Source organism: Pseudomonas iranensis, assembly GCF_014268585.2.
Lineage (GTDB): Bacteria > Pseudomonadota > Gammaproteobacteria > Pseudomonadales > Pseudomonadaceae > Aquipseudomonas > Aquipseudomonas iranensis.
Genome location: NZ_CP077092.1, coordinates 402164 through 419499, shown reverse-complemented (window position 1 = coordinate 419499; position 17336 = coordinate 402164). Strand labels below are relative to the sequence as shown.

Below are 17336 nucleotides of genomic sequence, written 5' to 3'. Positions count from 1 at the left end.
CCATATTTTGTGGCTGCCGCAATTCCTGTGAGAGCGGGCTTGCCCGCGTTGAGGCCCGCACCTTCAACAAAAAATGTTGCCTGCGCTGGCGCCTTCGCGAGCAGGCTCTCTCCCACATCGGAATGTGGTGATCTGTCATTTGCGCATCCGCATCAACTCCGGCAGCCCGATCTTGAGCAACCGCGCCGTCCGGCTCTTCGCCAGCTCCTCTACGCCTTCATGCTCGGTCAGCCGCGCCATCTGCGCGGCCATGTGCATCACCAGCGCCTCGCGACTGTAAACGCCACCACCGAGCTGGTAGGCCGAAGCAATCAACTCGCGCAACTCCAGCGGCAGACGCCAGCGGGTGCGCAATGCCGAGCCATAAGAGGCGCCAAACTTCGCCAACGCTTCACCGACCTCCTCCAACTCGTCCAGTTCGCCGCCAGCTTGCTGCCATTCCTGCAAGCAGCGCAGCAGCGCCAGATCACCGAGCCGATGCAGCATGCCCGCGCAATAGCAGCGCTCCTGATCCAGATCGAGCAGGCGCGCCAGCGTGCGGGCGTATTCCGCCGTGTGCAGTGACAGCCTCCAGTAGCGCTCGGCGTAATCCGCCAGGCATGGATCGCTGAGCCGCGCGCTGCGTTTGAGCGCCAGGCCGAGAATCAGGTTCATGCTCTGCCCGGTGCCGAGTCGGTGCAGCGCCTGGGCCAGGGTTTGCACCGGCGCGCCGTAGTGTTGCGCGGCACTGTTGGCGGCTGCGATCAGCACGGCGGTAATCTGCGGGTCAGTGCGGACCTCTTCTTCCAGCAGTTTGAGGTCCAGCCCCTCGGGATTGAGGCTGCGCTTGACCGCCACTTGCACGTCGGTCATCAACGGCGCGCCATCGGCCTGCTCGCGACGCCGCTCAAGGAACACCGACAGGGTCATGCCCGGCGCCAGTGCCGGCACTTCGCAAACCACCGCTTCGCCAGCGTTGAGCAGCAAGCCCTGCAAGCGCTCGGTCAGGCCTTCCATGTTCAACGGTTTGGTCAGGTACGCCGTCGGCGCCAGCGGAATCGCTTCGCGCACGCTGGCGCTGTCGTTGCGGCTGCTCATCAGAATGAACGGCAGCGGCGGATTGCGTTTGCGCTGGCGGACGCTGCGCAGCACATGTAATCCGTCGATGCCAGGCAGCTCCCAATCGACGATGGCCAAGTCATAGGGCACCTCGTTGAGCAACGACATCGCCTGCTGGCCATCGGCACACAAATCCAGGCGCGCATCGCAGCGCACGTTGAGCAGCACTTGTTTGAGCAGGTCGCGGGACCAGGGATCAGCCTCGGCAATCAGCACCCGGGGTACGGCGGGTAAATCAACGGCAGTCATGCGCGCTCTCCTTGCAATGCCTGAACCTTAGCCAATGCTGGCGATTCGATACAGCGCAAACAGGTCCGATGTGTTTCAAGGGACGAAAAAAACCCGCCGAAGCGGGTTTTTGTCGAGCGGGTCACACGAGCGGATCAGAGTTCAGAGAAGCACTCTTCGATGATCGCCAGCCCTTTGTCCAGTTGCTCGTCCGGCGACGTCAGCGGAACCAGCACACGCAACACGTTACCGTAAGTGCCGCAGGACAGCAGGATCAGGCCCTTGTCACGCGCCTTGGCCACCACGGCAGCCACGGCAGTCGGGTTCGGCTTGTGGCTGTCGCCGTTTTCGAACAGCTCGACCGCGATCATCGCGCCCAGCGCACGCACTTCACCGATGACCGGGTACTTGGCCTGAATCGCCTTCAAACCGGTGACCAGGCGCTCGCCGACAGCCTTGCAGCGGTCCAGCAATTGCTCTTCTTCAAACACTTCCATGACTGCCAGCGCAGCTGCGCAAGCGATCGGGCTACCGGCGTAGGTGCCGCCCAGGCCGCCCGGAGCAATGGCGTCCATGTATTCGGCCTTGCCGCACACGCCGGCCAGCGGGAAGCCGCCAGCGATGGACTTGGCGAAGGTGGTCAGATCGGCGGCAACGCCCATCTGTTCCATGGCGAAGAAGGTGCCGGTACGGCCAGCGCCAGTCTGCACTTCGTCAGCGATCAGCAGGATGCCGTGCTGGTCGCACAGCGCACGCAGACGCTTCATGAATTCCTTCGGCGCGACGTAGAAACCACCTTCGCCCTGCACCGGCTCGATGATGATCGCAGCGATGTCTTTCGGCTCGGCGTCGTTCTTGAAGATGCGCTCGATCGAAGCGATCGAATCGTCAATGCTCACGCCGTGCAGTTCGTTCGGGTACAACGCGCGGAAGATGCCGCCTGGCATCAGGCCCATGCCCGCCGAGTACGGCACAACTTTACCGGTCAAACCCAGGGTCATCATGGTGCGACCGTGGTAAGCGCCGGTGAAGGCAATCACGCCAGCGCGGCCAGTGGCGGCACGGGCGATCTTCACAGCGTTTTCAACGGCTTCGGAACCGGTGGTGACCAGCAGGGTTTTCTTGGCGTAGTCACCCGGAACCTTGGCGTTGATTTTTTCGCACAGCTCAACGTAGGGCTCGTAAGCCAGCACCTGGAAGCAGGTGTGGGTCAGCTTGTTCAGCTGTTCAGTCACGGCGGCGATGATTTTCGGGTGCACGTGGCCGGTGTTCAGTACAGCGATACCGCCGGCGAAGTCGATGAACTCACGACCTTCAACGTCGGTCACGGTGGCGTTCTTTGCCGACTCGGCGAAGATCGGGTGAATCTGGCCAACACCACGAGGTACGGCATTGGTGCGGCGGGCCATCAGTTCAGCGTTAGTCTTGCTCATTACAGTCCTCATTCGCCGCTCATCGGGCGGCGTGGTTCAAGGATGAAGCGGGAGGAATCGGCGGTGGCAGCATGCGATGATCGACTGCCACGGCGTTCCCGGCCGCAGAGAAAATTTCTGTTTGAAACCACGCAAAGGGACAGCGCTCTCGTGCCCTTTGCGTTTGCAGCGATCCCTTTCCCGGCTTAGATGCCCAGGCAGAGGTATTTGATTTCCAGGTAATCTTCAATGCCGTACTTGGAGCCTTCACGGCCCAGGCCGGAAGCCTTGATGCCGCCAAACGGCGCGACTTCGTTGGAGATCAGCCCGGTGTTGACGCCGACCATGCCGTACTCCAGCGCTTCGGCGACACGGAACACGCGGCCCAGATCACGTGCATAGAAATACGAGGCCAGACCGAATTCGGTGTCGTTGGACATGGCGATCACTTCGGCTTCGTCTTTGAAGCGGAACAGCGGCGCCAGCGGACCAAAGGTTTCTTCCTTGGCCACGGCCGCGTTTTTCGGCACGTTGGTGAGGATGGTGGGCTCGAAGAAGTTGCCTTCCATCGCCTTGCCGCCAGCCAGTACGGTGGCGCCTTTGCTTACGGCGTCAGCGATGTGTTCCTGAACCTTGGCCACGGCTTTTTCGTCGATCAGCGGGCCGGTGGTGGTGCCGTCTTCCAGACCGTTGCCGATCTTCAGTTTGGCCACCGCCACTTTCAGCTTCTCGGCGAACGCATCGTAGACCGCGTCCTGAATGTACAGACGGTTGGCGCAGACGCAGGTCTGACCGTTGTTGCGGTACTTGGAAATGATCGCGCCTTCGACGGCCTTATCCAGATCGGCGTCGTCGAACACGATGAACGGCGCGTTGCCGCCCAGTTCCAGCGAGACTTTCTTGATGTCCTTGGCGCATTCGGCCATCAACTGGCGACCGATTTCGGTCGAGCCGGTGAAGGACAGTTTGCGCACGATCGGGTTGCTGGTCAGCTCGCTGCCGATGTCGCCGGCGCTGCCGGATACCACGCTGAACACGCCCGCCGGAATGCCTGCACGCTGAGCCAGTTCGGCCAGGGCGAAAGCGGAAAACGGAGTTTGCGAAGCCGGCTTGAGCACCATGGTGCAACCGGCGGCCAGCGCCGGGCCGGCCTTGCGAGTGATCATTGCTGCCGGGAAGTTCCACGGGGTGATCGCAGCTGTGACGCCGATCGGCTGCTTGATCACGATCAGGCGCTTGTCCGGCTGGTGGCCTGGAATCACATCACCGTAGATGCGCTTGGCTTCTTCGGCGAACCACTCGATGAACGATGCGGCGTAAACGATTTCGCCCTTGGCTTCGGCCAGCGGCTTGCCTTGCTCGAGGGTCATCAGGCGCGCGAGGTCGTCCTGGTTCTCGATCATCAGTTCGAACCAGCGACGCAGCTTGCCGGCACGCTCTTTGGCGGTCAGTGCACGCCAGGCCGGCAGCGCCTTGTCGGCGGCCTCGATGGCACGGCGGGTTTCAGCGGCGCCCATCTTCGGCACGGTGCCGAGGATTTCGCCGGTGGCCGGGTTGTTGACCTTGATCGTCTGACCGTTGTCGGCATCGACCCAAGCGCCATCGATGAAGGCTTGCTGGCGGAACAACTGGGTGTCTTTAAGCTGCATGTCGGCTTTCCTTAACAGCACCGCGGCCTGCGCGGAGCAAATTATGATTGTAGAAAGGCGCCTCGCAAGGCTGCCGTCAGGGAAATCAGTGAGCGGATTGTGGCGCATCAACAGTGCACGACCGGGCGCACTTGCGCTGCAACATCCCGCCAAAGAGCGTTTGAAATCTCAAACGGATCGTAGGTTCAAAGGGGGTAAAGGACAATAGGTCGTTCGAAAAAAAGAACAAAAATGCCGCTTTTCAGATCAACGTACCGAAAACCCTTGCCGCAGGAAAAACCTTAGATCAACCCCGGCAAAGCGCCAAGCGAGGGTTTTGCAGGACGTTACCGCTTTAAGGAATGCAGCGATTTTGTGCCGACACGCACACTGACAAAACCCGCCAAACCCGGCATGGACGCCCCGAGCCGACCTAGGTATGATGTCGCCCGCTGCACCAGTAGCTCAGCTGGATAGAGTACTGCCCTCCGAAGGCAGGGGTCGTGGGTTCGAATCCCGCCTGGTGCACCATGAATCAAACGAGAAAGCCCCGGACTGTGATGGTCCGGGGCTTTTTTGTGGGTAACGATATATGAGACTTATTGAGGCTGATCCGTGGTGGGGGTATCAAATAGCCGCGTTATATCCCGCGCGCCACGTAGTACCCGCTCTATCAGCACATCACTTTTCAATATTGAGTAGAAAATGAGGTATCTGCCGTGAGTGATCATTTTCAGACCTCTGGCGCAATCCTCCCGGGCAATTCCTTGATTTGGCAAACTGGTCAATCGAGCACATCGCATACGTAATTCGGCGACGAAAGAACGAGCACGTCCAGGATTGTCACGAGCGATATAGCGGGCAATCTGCAACAGATCATCTCGAGAGATTTCAGAAAATAATAATCGCTTCATCCATGATTTTGCTCAGCTTCGATGCCATCTATAAGCGCATCAAGCTCCGCAAATACCGTATCGGCTGCAACAGGCGGACGAAGATCATTTCGACTTGCAGCAATCGCTTCACGCAATTCAGCCGCTCGAAGACGATCCAATAGTTCTTGATATGTCGCATGGGCTAATAAATAGGCAGCCGGACGGTTATGGTTGAGAACGGCGATGGGTTCTGTCCCAGCCTGGTCAATCACCGTACTGGGACTGCGTTTCAATTCGGTAATACTCACCGAGCGATTAGCAAGCAGCTGCTCCATAACGACTCCAAGGGTACGTAAAAAAGTACCTAATAGTGCTCTTTTCAGAAGTCTTGGGTCAATCAGCAAATAGCCAACGGCGTGCAGGCGTCAGCTATTCGCGGTCAAGGGTCAAACGCATCCATCGCCTATGGAGGTAGGATTTCAAAGCACGTCATTCCGTGGTCCAGTCAAACTCATCATATTCATCGTCGTCATCCCCCTCCTCCTCAGCCTCGTCAAATACCTCGTCTTCTTCAACGAGGTCTTCTTCCGGCTGATTCAGCAGAAATTCCTTACGTGTCTCGGTTACTGCGCGCCGCATTTGTTCGCCCTTTTCCGGGCAGTTGAGTAGCTGGGCGATGCGGTCGATTTTTGCTGCCACGGTGTCCTCCAGCGCATTGGCAATGGCTCGATAGTGCGCGTTTTCGCGGGGCAATGCCAAATGGCTGGGGAATCAGGGCAGTCAGCCGCCCGTGAGCGGCCGAACCTCAGCGGTGATAACGCCGCACCGCGCTGCTGTTACGCAGCACATGGCCTTTGATTTTCTCCATCAGCTCGGCGCGGGTCAGGCCGGCAGGCAGGGCGTCCGGGGCAAGATCGAGGGCGTAGATCTGGATGATGTAGTGGTGCGCGCTGTCGCCCACTGGCGGGCACGGACCCATGTAGTGGGTGTTGCCTTTGCTGTTGGTGCCGCCGACGCCTTCGAGCGCGGATTTGGCGCCGACGCCGGCCGCGATCTGGTGGGTGGTGGGTTTGATGCCGTAGTGAATCCAGTGATCGACGCCCAGACCTTTCTGGCCATCCGGGTCGTGCATGACGATGGCGTAGCTCTGGGTTCCGGCCGGGCCGGCGTTCCAGCTCAGCGCCGGCGACTGGTTCTTGCCGCCGCAACCGGGTGCGTCGCTGGCGGCGGCTGAGGTGAACAGACGGTTATCCGACACGCCGGGGATGCTCAGGGTGAAGCGCTCCTGGGCCTGTGCCGGGAACTGCACGCAAAGGGTCACGGCGATGGCCGCCAGACATGGGTTGAGAGAGGTCAATCGGGTCATTCCGGGAGCACCTTGTGCAGTGAGGCCGTCGTCGGCCCGCAAACTATAGCTGTACCGTTCGTGCCTTGGCAGTAGCAAATGGCTGAACCTCGCGCGGCGCCGCCAACTCACAAGAGAAATGCCTGCGAGGAAGCCGAAAATGTCCCTGCACCGTGTCGCCCGTTTCGCCGACGTCCCGCAAGACCGTGGCCTGCAAGTCGAAATCGGTGACTGCAAGATCGTCCTGCTGCGTGCCAACGGCGAGTTGCGGGCGTTTCAGGGCCTGTGTCCACATGCCGGCGCACCGTTGGCCGAGGGGGCGTTGTGTCACGGCCGGTTGATCTGCCCCTGGCACAAAGCCGCGTACCGCGCCGAGGACGGTGGCCTGTGCGAGCCGCCATCGCTGGACAGTCTCAAGCGCTATCCGCTGGAGTTGCGCGGCGATGAAGTCTGGGTCGATGACCAGCCCCTGCCCGATCCGCACACCCCGCCCGCTGACGATCCAAGAACCTTTGTTGTCGTGGGTGCCGGCGCCGCGGGCACGGCTTGCGCGGCGGCGCTACGGGAGAAGGGTTTCGGCGGACGCATCGTGCTGGTCGATGGCGAACCGGATGCCGGCTACGACCGCACGGTGTTGAGCAAATTTGTTCTCGCCGGGGAGATGTCGCCGAAAGAAGTGCCGCCCCTGCGCGATGAGGCGTTCTATCAAGCGCAACGCATTGAACGCGCACAAAGCGAAGTGACTTCACTCGACGCCCCAGGCAAAGCGCTCCATCTGAACAACGGCGGCATCCTGCGCTACGACGCCGCTGTACTCGCCACCGGTGGCGTGCCCAATCCGTTGAAGCTGCCTGGTGCCGAGTTGGCCAACGTCTTCGTCCTGCGTTCGAAAGCACAGGCTGAACAGATCATCAACGCCGCTCAACCGGGCCAGCGCGCGGTGATCATCGGCGACAGTTTCATCGCCCTCGAATGCGCGTCAGCCCTGCGCGAGTTCGGCCTCGACGTCACCGTACTGGCACGTCATGCGATCCCGTTTGCCAAGCAATTCGGCGAGGCCGTGGGCAAGGCGATTCGCGCCCTGCACGAAGAGCACGGGGTGAAGTTCATCAGCGAACACGAGGCTACGCAGATCTTTGGCGAGGACAAGGTCGAGGGCGTGCTGCTCGATAATGGCTTGAGGCTGGCGGCAGATCTGGTTCTCGCCGGCGTCGGCGTTCACCCGGCCACTGAACCTTTCGAATCATTGCCCAAGGAAGAAGACCAATCCTTGCGTGTCGATGACGGCATGCGCGTCGCCGATGGCCTGTGGGCCATCGGCGATATCGCCACGTTTCCGTTGAACGGCCAGCCAACCCGCATTGAGCATTGGCGCCTGGCCCAGCAACACGCGCGCATCGCTGCGGCCAACATGCTCGGTGGCGAGGAACATTATCTGGATGTGCCGTTTTTCTGGACCTACCACTTTGGCAAGAACTACGACTATCTCGGTCACGCGCAAGAATGGGACGAGGTCGAGTTCAGCGGTGAGCCGGAACAGCCGCCGTTCATTGGCCTGTTCGCAAAAGACGGCATCGTTGTTGCGGCGGTGGCCTGCGACAAGCAACGCGCAATGGCGCTGCTGGCTGAGCGCATGAAGCAACCTTTGCGGATGAAAGAGGCCTGGACGCTGATCCAGGCCTGACACCGGCGCTGTACGAGGTCAGGTCAGGCGTTTCACCGGCTCGCGACTGTCGTCTTCTTCGGCATGCAGAAAGATCACCCGTGGATGCTCCAAAGGTGCCAGCGGCGCCGGTAGTGCTTGCTGCTGAAGCGGCCACAAATGCGTTTCGACATGGCTGATGTCGCCGTCCTGATCGTTGTGAATGGTCATCACTCCCGGCGTGCGCAATTTCTGGAAACGCTCGTCGCACAGCTTGAAACTCTTGCTCAGACCTTCATCGCCAATCACCGGTGACGGCAAACGGCGCTGGGCGAAGCTGCGGCTTTTGCGTTGCTGGTAACGCGCCCAGCCGATCAGGATTACCGCGTTGACCAGCGCCACCCACATATAAACCTGCAGAGTGCCTAAGGCATCGAACGCCGAGTTCTCGATGCGCGGGCCGCCGCTGGTTTCGATCAATGGCCATAACCCGCGTACCAGCAGGAACAACAGGCCGACCCAGGCCAGGACGGTGAGGATCACGTCGATCACCACCAGAAAGGGCCGTTGGCGAGTCCGGATAATTTTCATTTGATGACTTCCTCCTGGTCGTCGCCCAGCGGTTTGATACCCCGATCAGGACTGACCCAGCGCGCGCGTTTTTTGTGTTGGCTGAACAACACCTTGGGGAAGCTGACCAGGGTGGTCAGCAGACTGACGAGCCAGAACACCAGCGGATACCAGACCACCCAGAACATGGTCTTGCCCAGACCCGGTTCATAGCGCCGATCGATGATGATGCTGACAGCGAACTGCACCAGGCAGACGAACGCCAGCAACAGACCGGTAAAGGCCGGTGGCATCAGGTGATCGACGGCGATCGCGTCGGGCATGACCATGAACTTGCCCATGCCCCAGAAAATCACCGACAGCAGGAAAGTGAACGCCCAACCGGTGGACAGGCAGTACTCGAACAGCAGCGGCCACAGGTAGCGATGGCGGTACTGCCAGATGCCGCGAATGTTCTTGAACAGCACTTCGGCGCCGCCCTGAGCCCAGCGCAGACGCTGCTTCCACAGGCCACCAAGGGTTTCCGGCATGAGGATCCAGCACAGCGCACGCGGTTCGTAGAAGATGCTCCAGTGATCGAGTTGCAGCTTCCAGCTGATGTCGATGTCTTCGGTGATCATGTCCGGGCTCCAGTAGCCGACCCGGTTCAGCGCAGTACGACGGAACGCGACGATCACGCCGGAGACGGTAAAGATGCGCCCGAACACCCGTTGCGTGCGTTTGATCAGACCGATGATCGAAGAGAACTCGCCGACCTGCACCCGCCCGATCAAGGTCGAACGCGTGCGGATACGCGGGTTGCCGGTGACCGCGCCAAGACGTGCGTTATCCAGCATCGGCGCGACCAGATAAGCCGCAGTGTTCGGGGCCAGCAAGGCGTCGCCGTCGATGCACACCAGATACTCGCTGCGCGCAGCGATCGCGCCCATGCGCAGAGCCACAGCCTTGCCCTGGTTTTCCGCCAGATGCAGAACCCGCAGTCGCGGATCTTCCTTGGCCAGCGCATCGAGCACTTCGGCAGTGTTGTCCTTGGAGCCGTCGTTGATCGCGATGACTTCGATGTTCGGGTAGTGCTGGGCCAGCGCCGCGTAAATGGTATCGGCAGCGTTATCGCCTTCGTTGTAGCAAGGAATCAGGATCGAAATCAGCGGCTCGCCTTCCAGCGGCGGCGGCAGCGTGTCGTCCTGCCATGGCCAGTGACGCTCCCAGTGCAGCCAGAAATACAGGCCGCCGGCGATCCACAACCCGGACATGAACAGTGGGTAGAAGAACACGAACGACATCAGGAACTGGCCGGTCACGAGGAAGATCAGCCCCAGCGGAACGCCAAGGACAATCGCCAGAACAAGCAGGGCTAACAGTCTATCCAGCATGTTATGGATTCCATTTGTTGGAGAGTGCAGGCCTTACGGTTTTCAGGTCTGGCAGGTTGTCGAGGAAGTTGTCCGGGTAGTAACCGAAACTGGTCGCGCCCTGGCGCTTGAGCCGGCCCATCCAGTCCGCCAGATGCACGGCATCGATATCGGCCTGATCCTTCTGGTTCCAGTCACGCGCCTGCAATTCGAACACGGTGCGGTTGAGCGCGCCGGGACGTTTCTTCACCGTGGCAACCAGTTCTTCCAGCCACGGGCCGGATTCGGCCAGCGTCTGTTTTTCCATCAATGGCATGGCCATCGGCGCCGTCCAGTCGTAGGTGGCGAGGAAGTCATCGAGGTTCTGCGCGAACCACGCTTCGCTTTCAGGGTTGAGCATCGGTTCGGCGAAGATGTTGCGCGCGGTCAGCACTTGCGGGCCGCGAATCGCACGGACCTTGGCGGTCAGTTCGTTGGTGAAGTCGATCAGGTAGCGGCTCTTGAAGCGCGTCCAGCGTTGCATCGCCGCCGGATCGTCACGCAGCGCGGCAATCGAACCCGGCAGACCTTGAGCGGCGTAGGCCTTCATGGCATCCGGGCTGGCGTCTTCGAAATCCGAGAGCACCGCATCGTCGTGGTAGAGAATGCCGTCGACCGAGGTCAGCCGCGCCACGTCTTCATAGATTTCACCGATGATCTTGCGCACTTCGGGATTGAACGGTGACAGGCGTTTGTACTGCTTCGGATCGACCGAGGTGATGGCGGTTTTCGGGTCCCAGCGGGTTACACGCGGCAGCTTCGAATCCAGCTCGAAACTCAGCACCGGCATCCAAGCAAAGACTTTCACATGGGCACGGGTGCGCAGTTGCCAGGCGACGCGGTCGAACAGGTCGGCGCGCATCGGCAGGTGGCGGTTGGGGAAGTACAGCGAATGCACCAGACCATCGCCCTTGGGATCGGCGAAGGCTTGCAGGAACACCGTGCTGGCGCCCAGGTCAGCCATGCGCTGCACCAGTTTGCCGAGGTTGATGTCCTGCTGGGCCGGGTCCGGGTCGTAGACGTTGTCGAGATCGACATGCACCACGCGCATCGGCCCTTCGGCCTGCACCGAAACGATGCTGTTGGCGAAATGCTCGCCGTCAGGATCGGACGCGACGAGGAAGCGCGGCCCGCTCATCAGGTTATCGAGGGTGTCGAGGCCGTCGTCCAGGGTCAGGGCCATTTCATAGCCCTCCTCACCGACCACGGTCAGCGAGGTACCGTCGGCGGTGCCGTACGGCCAGACCCAGACCCGAGGTTTGTAACCGGTGGCCTTGCGGATCTTCTCGGAAATGTTCTTCACGTCGGTACGAATGCGTGCCTGGAAATCGGCTTCGGATTCATAGCGCTTGGTCACCGGGTCATAACGCCGGGTCGCGGCGGCCGGCTGCAGGTTGCCCTGCGGGTTGCCAAGGATGCCTTTGTGGTTGGCATCGGTGTGAGCGGCGATCTCTACCAGACCGGACTTGGAAATTTCGCGGATCTGCTGCCAGGTCAGGAAGTTGTCACGGTTACGCGGCGTGCCGGCGAAATCCACCGGTTGATTGAGCGGCGTGTCGATCCAGGTGCCCACCGGCGCCAGCAAGGCTGGCCAGTTGTAGGCGCGCAGCACCGGCAGCACGCGGGTATAGAAGCTGGCGTAACCGTCGTCGAAACTGAGCAGCACCGCTCTCGCCGGCAGCTCCGGGCCACCCTTGCGCGCGGCCATGATCTGGTCGACGGTCACTGGTTTGTAGCCGTTCTCGCGCAGCCAGGCGAGCTGCTCGATCATGCGCTCGGTGCGCACCGCCACCACGGCCTGATCGGGATCACGGTCTTCGACATCGTGGTAGGCAATGCCGAGCACATGGTTTTTTGGCCACGGTTGTTCACTGGCCGCGACCGGGCGCTCGGAGGGCGGCGCGAAGGCCGGGGCTTGCTGGGCGCAGGCGCTGATCAGCAGCGCTCCCAGCAGAAGGATGAAACGCGAGATAAAAGGCATCTTCAAACTCTTCTAGAAGCGGAAAGTGAGGTCGACGAGCAGACGCAGATCAGTTTCCCGATCACCGTCGTAAGGCCGGTTGATCACACTGAACATGCCGCCCACATCGAACACGTCGTTCCAGGCGTACCGTTGGCCGTAACCGAGCAATGCCATGCCGCCGGTGCCGTGGTCGCGCTGGCTGTAGGTGCCCGCGCCGGCCTGAAATTGCTGGCTCCAGGAAGTCTCGTAGCGGTGGTAGAGCACGTGATTGACGTTGACCAGCGGCATCACGCTGAAGTCCGATTTCGGGTTGAAGTACGGCACGTCGTCGGATTTCGAGTTGTGGCTGGTGCCGACTTCCAGGCCGGCGTCGACCTGAATGTTCGGCGCGGTGTAAATGCCCTCGCGCCCGGTCACCAGGGCTTCGACGCGATTGTTGCCATCGCTGAAGTGCGACGGGCTGACCGACACGCGCCACTCGCGGCTTTCGTTGGCGCGCCAGCGCAGGAACGCACTGCCGCCGTTAGCCTTGATGTCGCTGTTGAGCGCGCGCAACGGCGTTTCCGCCGAGAGGTATTCGAGGCTGCCGCCGTACTGCCAGTGATCGTTGATGTCGCGGGCAATCGCCAGGCGCGCGCCCTGTTTGTCACCGAAGCCGTAATCGTGATTCGACACCTCGGCTTCGAGGGTCATGTCACGGGTGCGCCGTTCCAGGCCGACGCGCTGGAAGCGATGGTGACCGGTGCCTTCGGCGAAATCACCGGTGGCATAACCGGCACCGGCGAACACGCGCCAGTCTTCGTTGATCGGTGGGCTGTAAAGGGTGCTCTGGATACCGAAATCACGGCTGCCGCTGACCGCACCGGCATCGCCGCTGCCGCCACCGTTGGCCTTGCCGCCGTAGGCTTCGACGCGCAGTTCGGCCATGTCATGCACTTCCCGTTCGCGAGCCAGGCGCTGCACCTGGCGGTTGTCCGGATAGCGCGCGACCACGTCGTCGACCAGTGCATCGTTCTGCCGCCACTCCTGCAACTCCATCGCGGTGCGCGCCTGCGCGACCTCCAGGCCGGCATCGCGGGGCGCCATGCTCTCGGTTTCCTTGAGCTGGCTTTCCGCGCGGCGCGGCATCTGGCGGGCGAGGTAGAGATCGGCCTGGGCCAGACGCAAGCCAAGGTTGCCCGGCGCCTGATCGACCAGCGTCTGCAAACGCTCTTCGCCGTGCGGAAGATCGGAACCGTAGGTACCGGCCTGGGCGGCGAGTTGCTGGGCGTCCATCCATTCGTCGTTGGGGTTGCCGATCGGCAAGCCCTTGAGCTCGACGCGCGGACGCTGCGCTTTCGCTGCGTCTTCGGCGACCTTGCGCGCCTCATCGGCGCGGTCGCTTTCCAGCAGCGAGTAGTACAGCGCAGTGGTGTCCTCAAGACGATCACCGACATCGGCGTCCGGCGCCGAAAGCACCTGGCGATACAGATCGGTGGCAATCTCAGGCTCGCGTTGATCCAGATAAGACGCCGCCACCCAACGCAAGGCGTAAGTCGGAATCTCCACACCCTCGGCTTGCAGTTTCTGGTATTCACTGATGACGTCGGCAGTGCGCGCGCGGGCCTTGAGCGCGCCCATGCGGTCGATGCGCCAGCGCGTCACGTCGTCGTGAGCAGTGGCGTCAGGGGTCCAGGTCGCGAGCAATTTGTCGTAATCGGCCAGCGCGCGGTCGGCAATGACGTAGCGTTCCTTCTCGCTGCGCGTGGCCAGTTCGGCGAGGCGCACGCGTTCGGCGGCGAGATCGCCTTCCAGGCGGCGCAAGGTCACCGGATCAATCAGGCCGGGTCGTTGACTGGCCAGACGCAGCGCCGGTTCAGGCAGACGGGCCTTTTGCAGGGCGACCACGTACTCGCGGGCGACTTCCGGTTTGTTGCCGGCGCGGATGAAGGCTTGATCGAATTCAAACAGCGCATCGTACTGTTTGCCGGCGCGACCGAGGGCATAGCCCAAGGCCAGGCGGCGCGACGGATCGTCGGGTTTGGCGGCAACCAGCGCCTGCGCGCGGGTGACGGCCTGATCGGGCTTGCCAGCATCGGCCTGAGTCAGCGCGAGGCCCAGTTGCAGGTCAGCGTTGTCCGGCTCCAGCGCCAGCGCTTTGTTGTAGACCTGGGTGGCCTGATCCCAGCGCTTGAGGTTGCGATAGGCACGCGCGGCGGCGGTCAGTGCCTGCACCGGCAGGACGCGGTCGCGACCTTGGGTTTCATAGACCTTGACCACTTCGGCATCGAGCCCGGCCCAACTGGCGATTTGCAGGTGATCGCTGACCTGGCCGTCGCTGGCCTGGCCCGGCGGCACCTGACGCAAAACCGTCAGCGCAGGCGTGTAATGCCCGGCGCGGGCATCGCGCACCATCTCGTCGTAGGGTGTGTCGGCCAACGCCAGCACTGGCCAGAGCAACTGGCTGCACAGGGCGAATCGGAACAAAGGGCGCAAACCACGATGTAATACAGGGCCATCAATACGCGGCATTTGTCAGCATCCTTACATGGCCAGCCGGGTCGCAATGCCCTCCTTGCCCATTCGTAACGGTGGCCGACAATGACAGCCCTCGGCCAAGCTTGGTGAGGCAGTCTGCACGCAAGCGTAGTCGAATTTTCACAACGCAATAATTGTTCAGAATCGGCACGCATGTACAAAACCCGTACAGCAAAACGCCCGGCGCCTGTTCACACAGGGGCCGGGCGTCTGGAGGGCGCGCGGTTGGGCTTATTGCTCTTGGGTGACGCCGGCAAACTTGCTCATGAGGAAGCCGATGAACTGCTCGACGGTCATTTTCTGGCCGTTGAATTCGACCTGATTGGCCGCGTAATGCAGTTTGGTCACCACGTTGGTGCCGTCGGCGACAGCCAATTGCGAGCCGACCGCCATGCCGGCGAACATGTCCGCCGCTTCCTTGGACTGATCGACGATGGCTTTGGCGTCAGTCTGGCCATCGAGCTGCGCCTGCACGTTGAGCAGATCGACCAGCATGGGTTTGGACACCTGGATATTCAGGTCGAGCAGCGCGATCAGTTGCTTGCCGAGTTGATCCGGCGGCAGATCCATCGATTGCGGCTTGGTCAGGTCGATCACCAGATTGGCGCGGCTTTCACCGTTGGCGGTGTTGAACGACAGGTTCTCCAGCGCCAGTTGCGGGCCGGCAGCCAGCAGCTTCTGCAGATCGGCTTTGACCTGGGCGTTTTCCGCTTCGGTCAGGTTCAGCTCCGGTGCCGGCAGACCCTGCGCGGCGGCCTCGGCGGCAGCTTTTTCGTATGGCTGCAATTTGGTCTGGTAGATCTGCATCAGCGACATGGTCGATGGAATGTCGAGGTTCTTCAGGCTCATGGCCATGGCCGCCGAACCGACTTTCTTGTCATTGAGCGTTACTTCGCCGATTTTGTAGTCGGCGCGGCCCGAGGCGTTGCTGCCGTTTTCTTCGGTGCGGTTCTTCATTTCGAAGTTCTTCACGCCCAGCACCATCGGCTTGGCGCCGAAGGTAGTTTTGCTGCTGGTCACTTCCAGGGTGTTTTCCCCGGTGTAGTAGCCGTAGCTGCTCTTGGCGAGGTTGCTGGCCAGGGTCAGGCCGTTGAGCTCGACCTGCACCGGCGCCTGGTCTTCCGACACGGTGACCAGTTTCAGGTTGTCCATGTAGCCGTCGGCCTTGACCTTCTGCGCCTGGGCGCTGGCGGCGATGTCCATGCTCAGACCGGAAAACTTCAGGCTCGATTGCTCATCCAGCGCAGTTTCGAACGGCACCAGATTCAGAGTGCTGGTGGTCGATTCGTCGTAACCGATGTTGGTCACGCCCTTGAGCGGCGCGGCGCCGTTGGTGGCGGCGAACCATTTTTCCGTGGACGGGCTCTTTTCCAGCTCGTAGTTGCTGGTGGCCATGACCGGCAGCCACTTCAGCGAAACCAGACGCGAGAACGGCAGCGGGCCGTGCTCGATGTGGTCGACAAACAGCAGCTCGACCGGCGCATCACCGAACATTTCGCCTTCGCCCTTGAGGCGATAGTGCGCGGTGCTGGTGAAGGTGTGGCGTTCCAGCGACACCAGTTCCAGCGACGCGGTGCCGTTGGAGCCGGCCATGGCGGTCTGCAACTCTTTGTTGGCATTGGTCACGGCGTTGTTCAGCACGCCTTCGATCTTGGTCCCGGTGTACCAGGCCCCGCCTGCGCTGATCGCGCCAATGGCAACAACAATTCCGAGAAGCACGCCTGCTGATTTATTCATGAATGACCTGATCGGTTTCCGTGGCTGTGGATGAAGTCGTCTTCCTTGAACCCGGGATCGGGTCGCGGCTCGACTGTGCGCAATTAAGCGGTGGAGATTAGCACCGGGCGCGGACGACGGCCCAATGTTTAAAGGTTAAAGAGTGTCTATGGGGGGAATGGACAGTCGGCAGGAGCGAAGAGTTTCAGTGTTTTTGCGGGCCTCTTCGCGAGCAGGCTCGCTCCCACCGGGACAGTGCTGTACTTGTGGGAGCGAGCCTGCTCGCGAAGAGGTCGGTGGATTCACAGCAAATCAGGAATACTGAACCTCGATTTCATTCAGCTGATGATCAAAGCTCTTCAGCCGCGCGGTCCAGGTATACACCAGCACTTCAAAGTCGCGATCGATCACCGCCCCGCCGGTGGTATCCGCTCGCACATCGCAGAAATCCAGCTGATAGCGTTCACGAGCCATGGCCGTGGCGACGTCGGACAGCTCGCGGGCGTTGTTCAGCCAGTGCCAGCCGTCATCGGCGATCTGCTTGTCGAGTTCCAGGCATTGCTTCTTCAGGGCTTCGAGGCTTTTTTCCAGCGGCGTGCCGGTGAGCTCGCCCATGACTTCGGCGAAGGTTCGCCCGGGCTGCCAGTAGCTGCCCCAGAAATAGCGGTCGAACACGGTCTCGACGCGGCGCAGGGCGACTTTGGTATCCCAGATCAGCACGAGCATCTTGCCGCGTTCGAGCTGGCGCTTCTTGACCCGTTGCAGCTGAATCGAGGTCCACGCGACGACGACGATCGCCATCACCGCGATCAGCGCAACGGCGCTGTCGAGGAAGATCATCGCCGTATCGATCTGGTGGGCCAGCATGATCCCGTAGAAATACGTGGCCGAGAGCAGCACCAGTGCCACCAGAGCGCACCAGAAGCCGAGAGCGTAAGGGTTTTTCATTAT

General features: G+C 61.2%; 14 protein-coding genes and 1 tRNA gene. 2 read left to right on the top strand and 13 right to left on the bottom strand.

All coding sequences use genetic code 11. The features are described 5' to 3' along the window. Positions 1-135: 135 nt before the first annotated feature. From HU724_RS01845 to gabD, 3 genes are all read right to left on the bottom strand, one after another. Entirely contained in the window at positions 136-1347 is a 1212-nt protein-coding gene (locus tag HU724_RS01845; protein ID WP_186568467.1) for a response regulator, read from the bottom strand. Positions 1348-1481: 134 nt separating this feature from the next. Continuing rightward, a complete protein-coding gene (gabT, locus tag HU724_RS01840) occupies positions 1482-2759 on the bottom strand; it encodes a 4-aminobutyrate--2-oxoglutarate transaminase (protein ID WP_186568465.1) in 1278 nt (425 codons plus the stop codon). 185 nt (positions 2760-2944) lie between these two features. After that, on the bottom strand, positions 2945-4387 hold the full coding sequence (gene gabD, locus HU724_RS01835) for an NADP-dependent succinate-semialdehyde dehydrogenase (protein WP_024011131.1): 1443 nt from the start codon (positions 4385-4387) through the stop codon (positions 2945-2947). Positions 4388-4820: 433 nt separating this feature from the next. Between gabD and HU724_RS01830 the strand changes: the two genes are divergently transcribed. After that, positions 4821-4897: transfer RNA gene (locus tag HU724_RS01830), tRNA-Arg, on the top strand. A gap of 68 nt (positions 4898-4965) precedes the next feature. On the opposite strand, the gene HU724_RS01825 is transcribed toward HU724_RS01830, so the two are convergent. The 4 genes from HU724_RS01825 to HU724_RS01810 all read right to left on the bottom strand — a co-directional run bounded on the left by HU724_RS01825 (position 4966) and on the right by HU724_RS01810 (position 6607). Continuing rightward, positions 4966-5280 (bottom strand): type II toxin-antitoxin system RelE/ParE family toxin, encoded by a 315-nt coding sequence (locus HU724_RS01825; protein WP_186568463.1) that lies wholly within the window; start codon positions 5278-5280, stop codon positions 4966-4968. Then, a complete protein-coding gene (locus tag HU724_RS01820; protein WP_133337568.1) occupies positions 5277-5576 on the bottom strand; it encodes a type II toxin-antitoxin system Phd/YefM family antitoxin in 300 nt (99 codons plus the stop codon). The genes HU724_RS01825 and HU724_RS01820 overlap by 4 nt, the downstream gene beginning before the upstream one ends. Positions 5577-5730: 154 nt before the next feature. After that, on the bottom strand, positions 5731-6000 hold the full coding sequence (locus HU724_RS01815; RefSeq protein WP_016772252.1) for a hypothetical protein: 270 nt from the start codon (positions 5998-6000) through the stop codon (positions 5731-5733). A gap of 46 nt (positions 6001-6046) precedes the next feature. Beyond that, complete coding sequence (locus tag HU724_RS01810) at positions 6047-6607, bottom strand: YbhB/YbcL family Raf kinase inhibitor-like protein (RefSeq protein WP_186568462.1); 561 nt, start codon at positions 6605-6607, stop codon at positions 6047-6049. Positions 6608-6746: 139 nt separating this feature from the next. Between HU724_RS01810 and HU724_RS01805 the strand changes: the two genes are divergently transcribed. Then, entirely contained in the window at positions 6747-8270 is a 1524-nt protein-coding gene (locus HU724_RS01805; RefSeq protein ID WP_186568460.1) for an FAD-dependent oxidoreductase, read from the top strand. An 18-nt stretch (positions 8271-8288) separates the two neighbouring features. Here the strand turns inward: HU724_RS01805 and pgaD are convergent, their stop codons facing one another. The 6 genes from pgaD to HU724_RS01775 form a co-directional block, all read right to left on the bottom strand. Beyond that, entirely contained in the window at positions 8289-8819 is a 531-nt protein-coding gene (pgaD, locus tag HU724_RS01800; RefSeq protein WP_186568458.1) for a poly-beta-1,6-N-acetyl-D-glucosamine biosynthesis protein PgaD, read from the bottom strand. After that, positions 8816-10171, bottom strand: coding sequence for a poly-beta-1,6-N-acetyl-D-glucosamine synthase (gene pgaC, locus HU724_RS01795; RefSeq protein WP_056786973.1), 1356 nt, complete (start codon positions 10169-10171; stop codon positions 8816-8818). The genes pgaD and pgaC overlap by 4 nt, the downstream gene beginning before the upstream one ends. A gap of 1 nt (position 10172) precedes the next feature. Then, a complete protein-coding gene (gene pgaB, locus HU724_RS01790; RefSeq protein ID WP_186568456.1) occupies positions 10173-12170 on the bottom strand; it encodes a poly-beta-1,6-N-acetyl-D-glucosamine N-deacetylase PgaB in 1998 nt (665 codons plus the stop codon). A 12-nt stretch (positions 12171-12182) separates the two neighbouring features. Continuing rightward, positions 12183-14663 (bottom strand): poly-beta-1,6 N-acetyl-D-glucosamine export porin PgaA, encoded by a 2481-nt coding sequence (pgaA, locus tag HU724_RS01785; RefSeq protein ID WP_123444122.1) that lies wholly within the window; start codon positions 14661-14663, stop codon positions 12183-12185. 237 nt (positions 14664-14900) lie between these two features. Continuing rightward, positions 14901-16406, bottom strand: coding sequence for a YdgA family protein (locus HU724_RS01780; RefSeq protein WP_186568454.1), 1506 nt, complete (start codon positions 16404-16406; stop codon positions 14901-14903). A 291-nt stretch (positions 16407-16697) separates the two neighbouring features. After that, positions 16698-17333, bottom strand: a complete 636-nt coding sequence (locus tag HU724_RS01775) for an NADH:ubiquinone oxidoreductase subunit N (protein ID WP_186568452.1) — start codon at positions 17331-17333, stop codon at positions 16698-16700. Between the last annotated feature and the right edge of the window lie 3 nt (positions 17334-17336).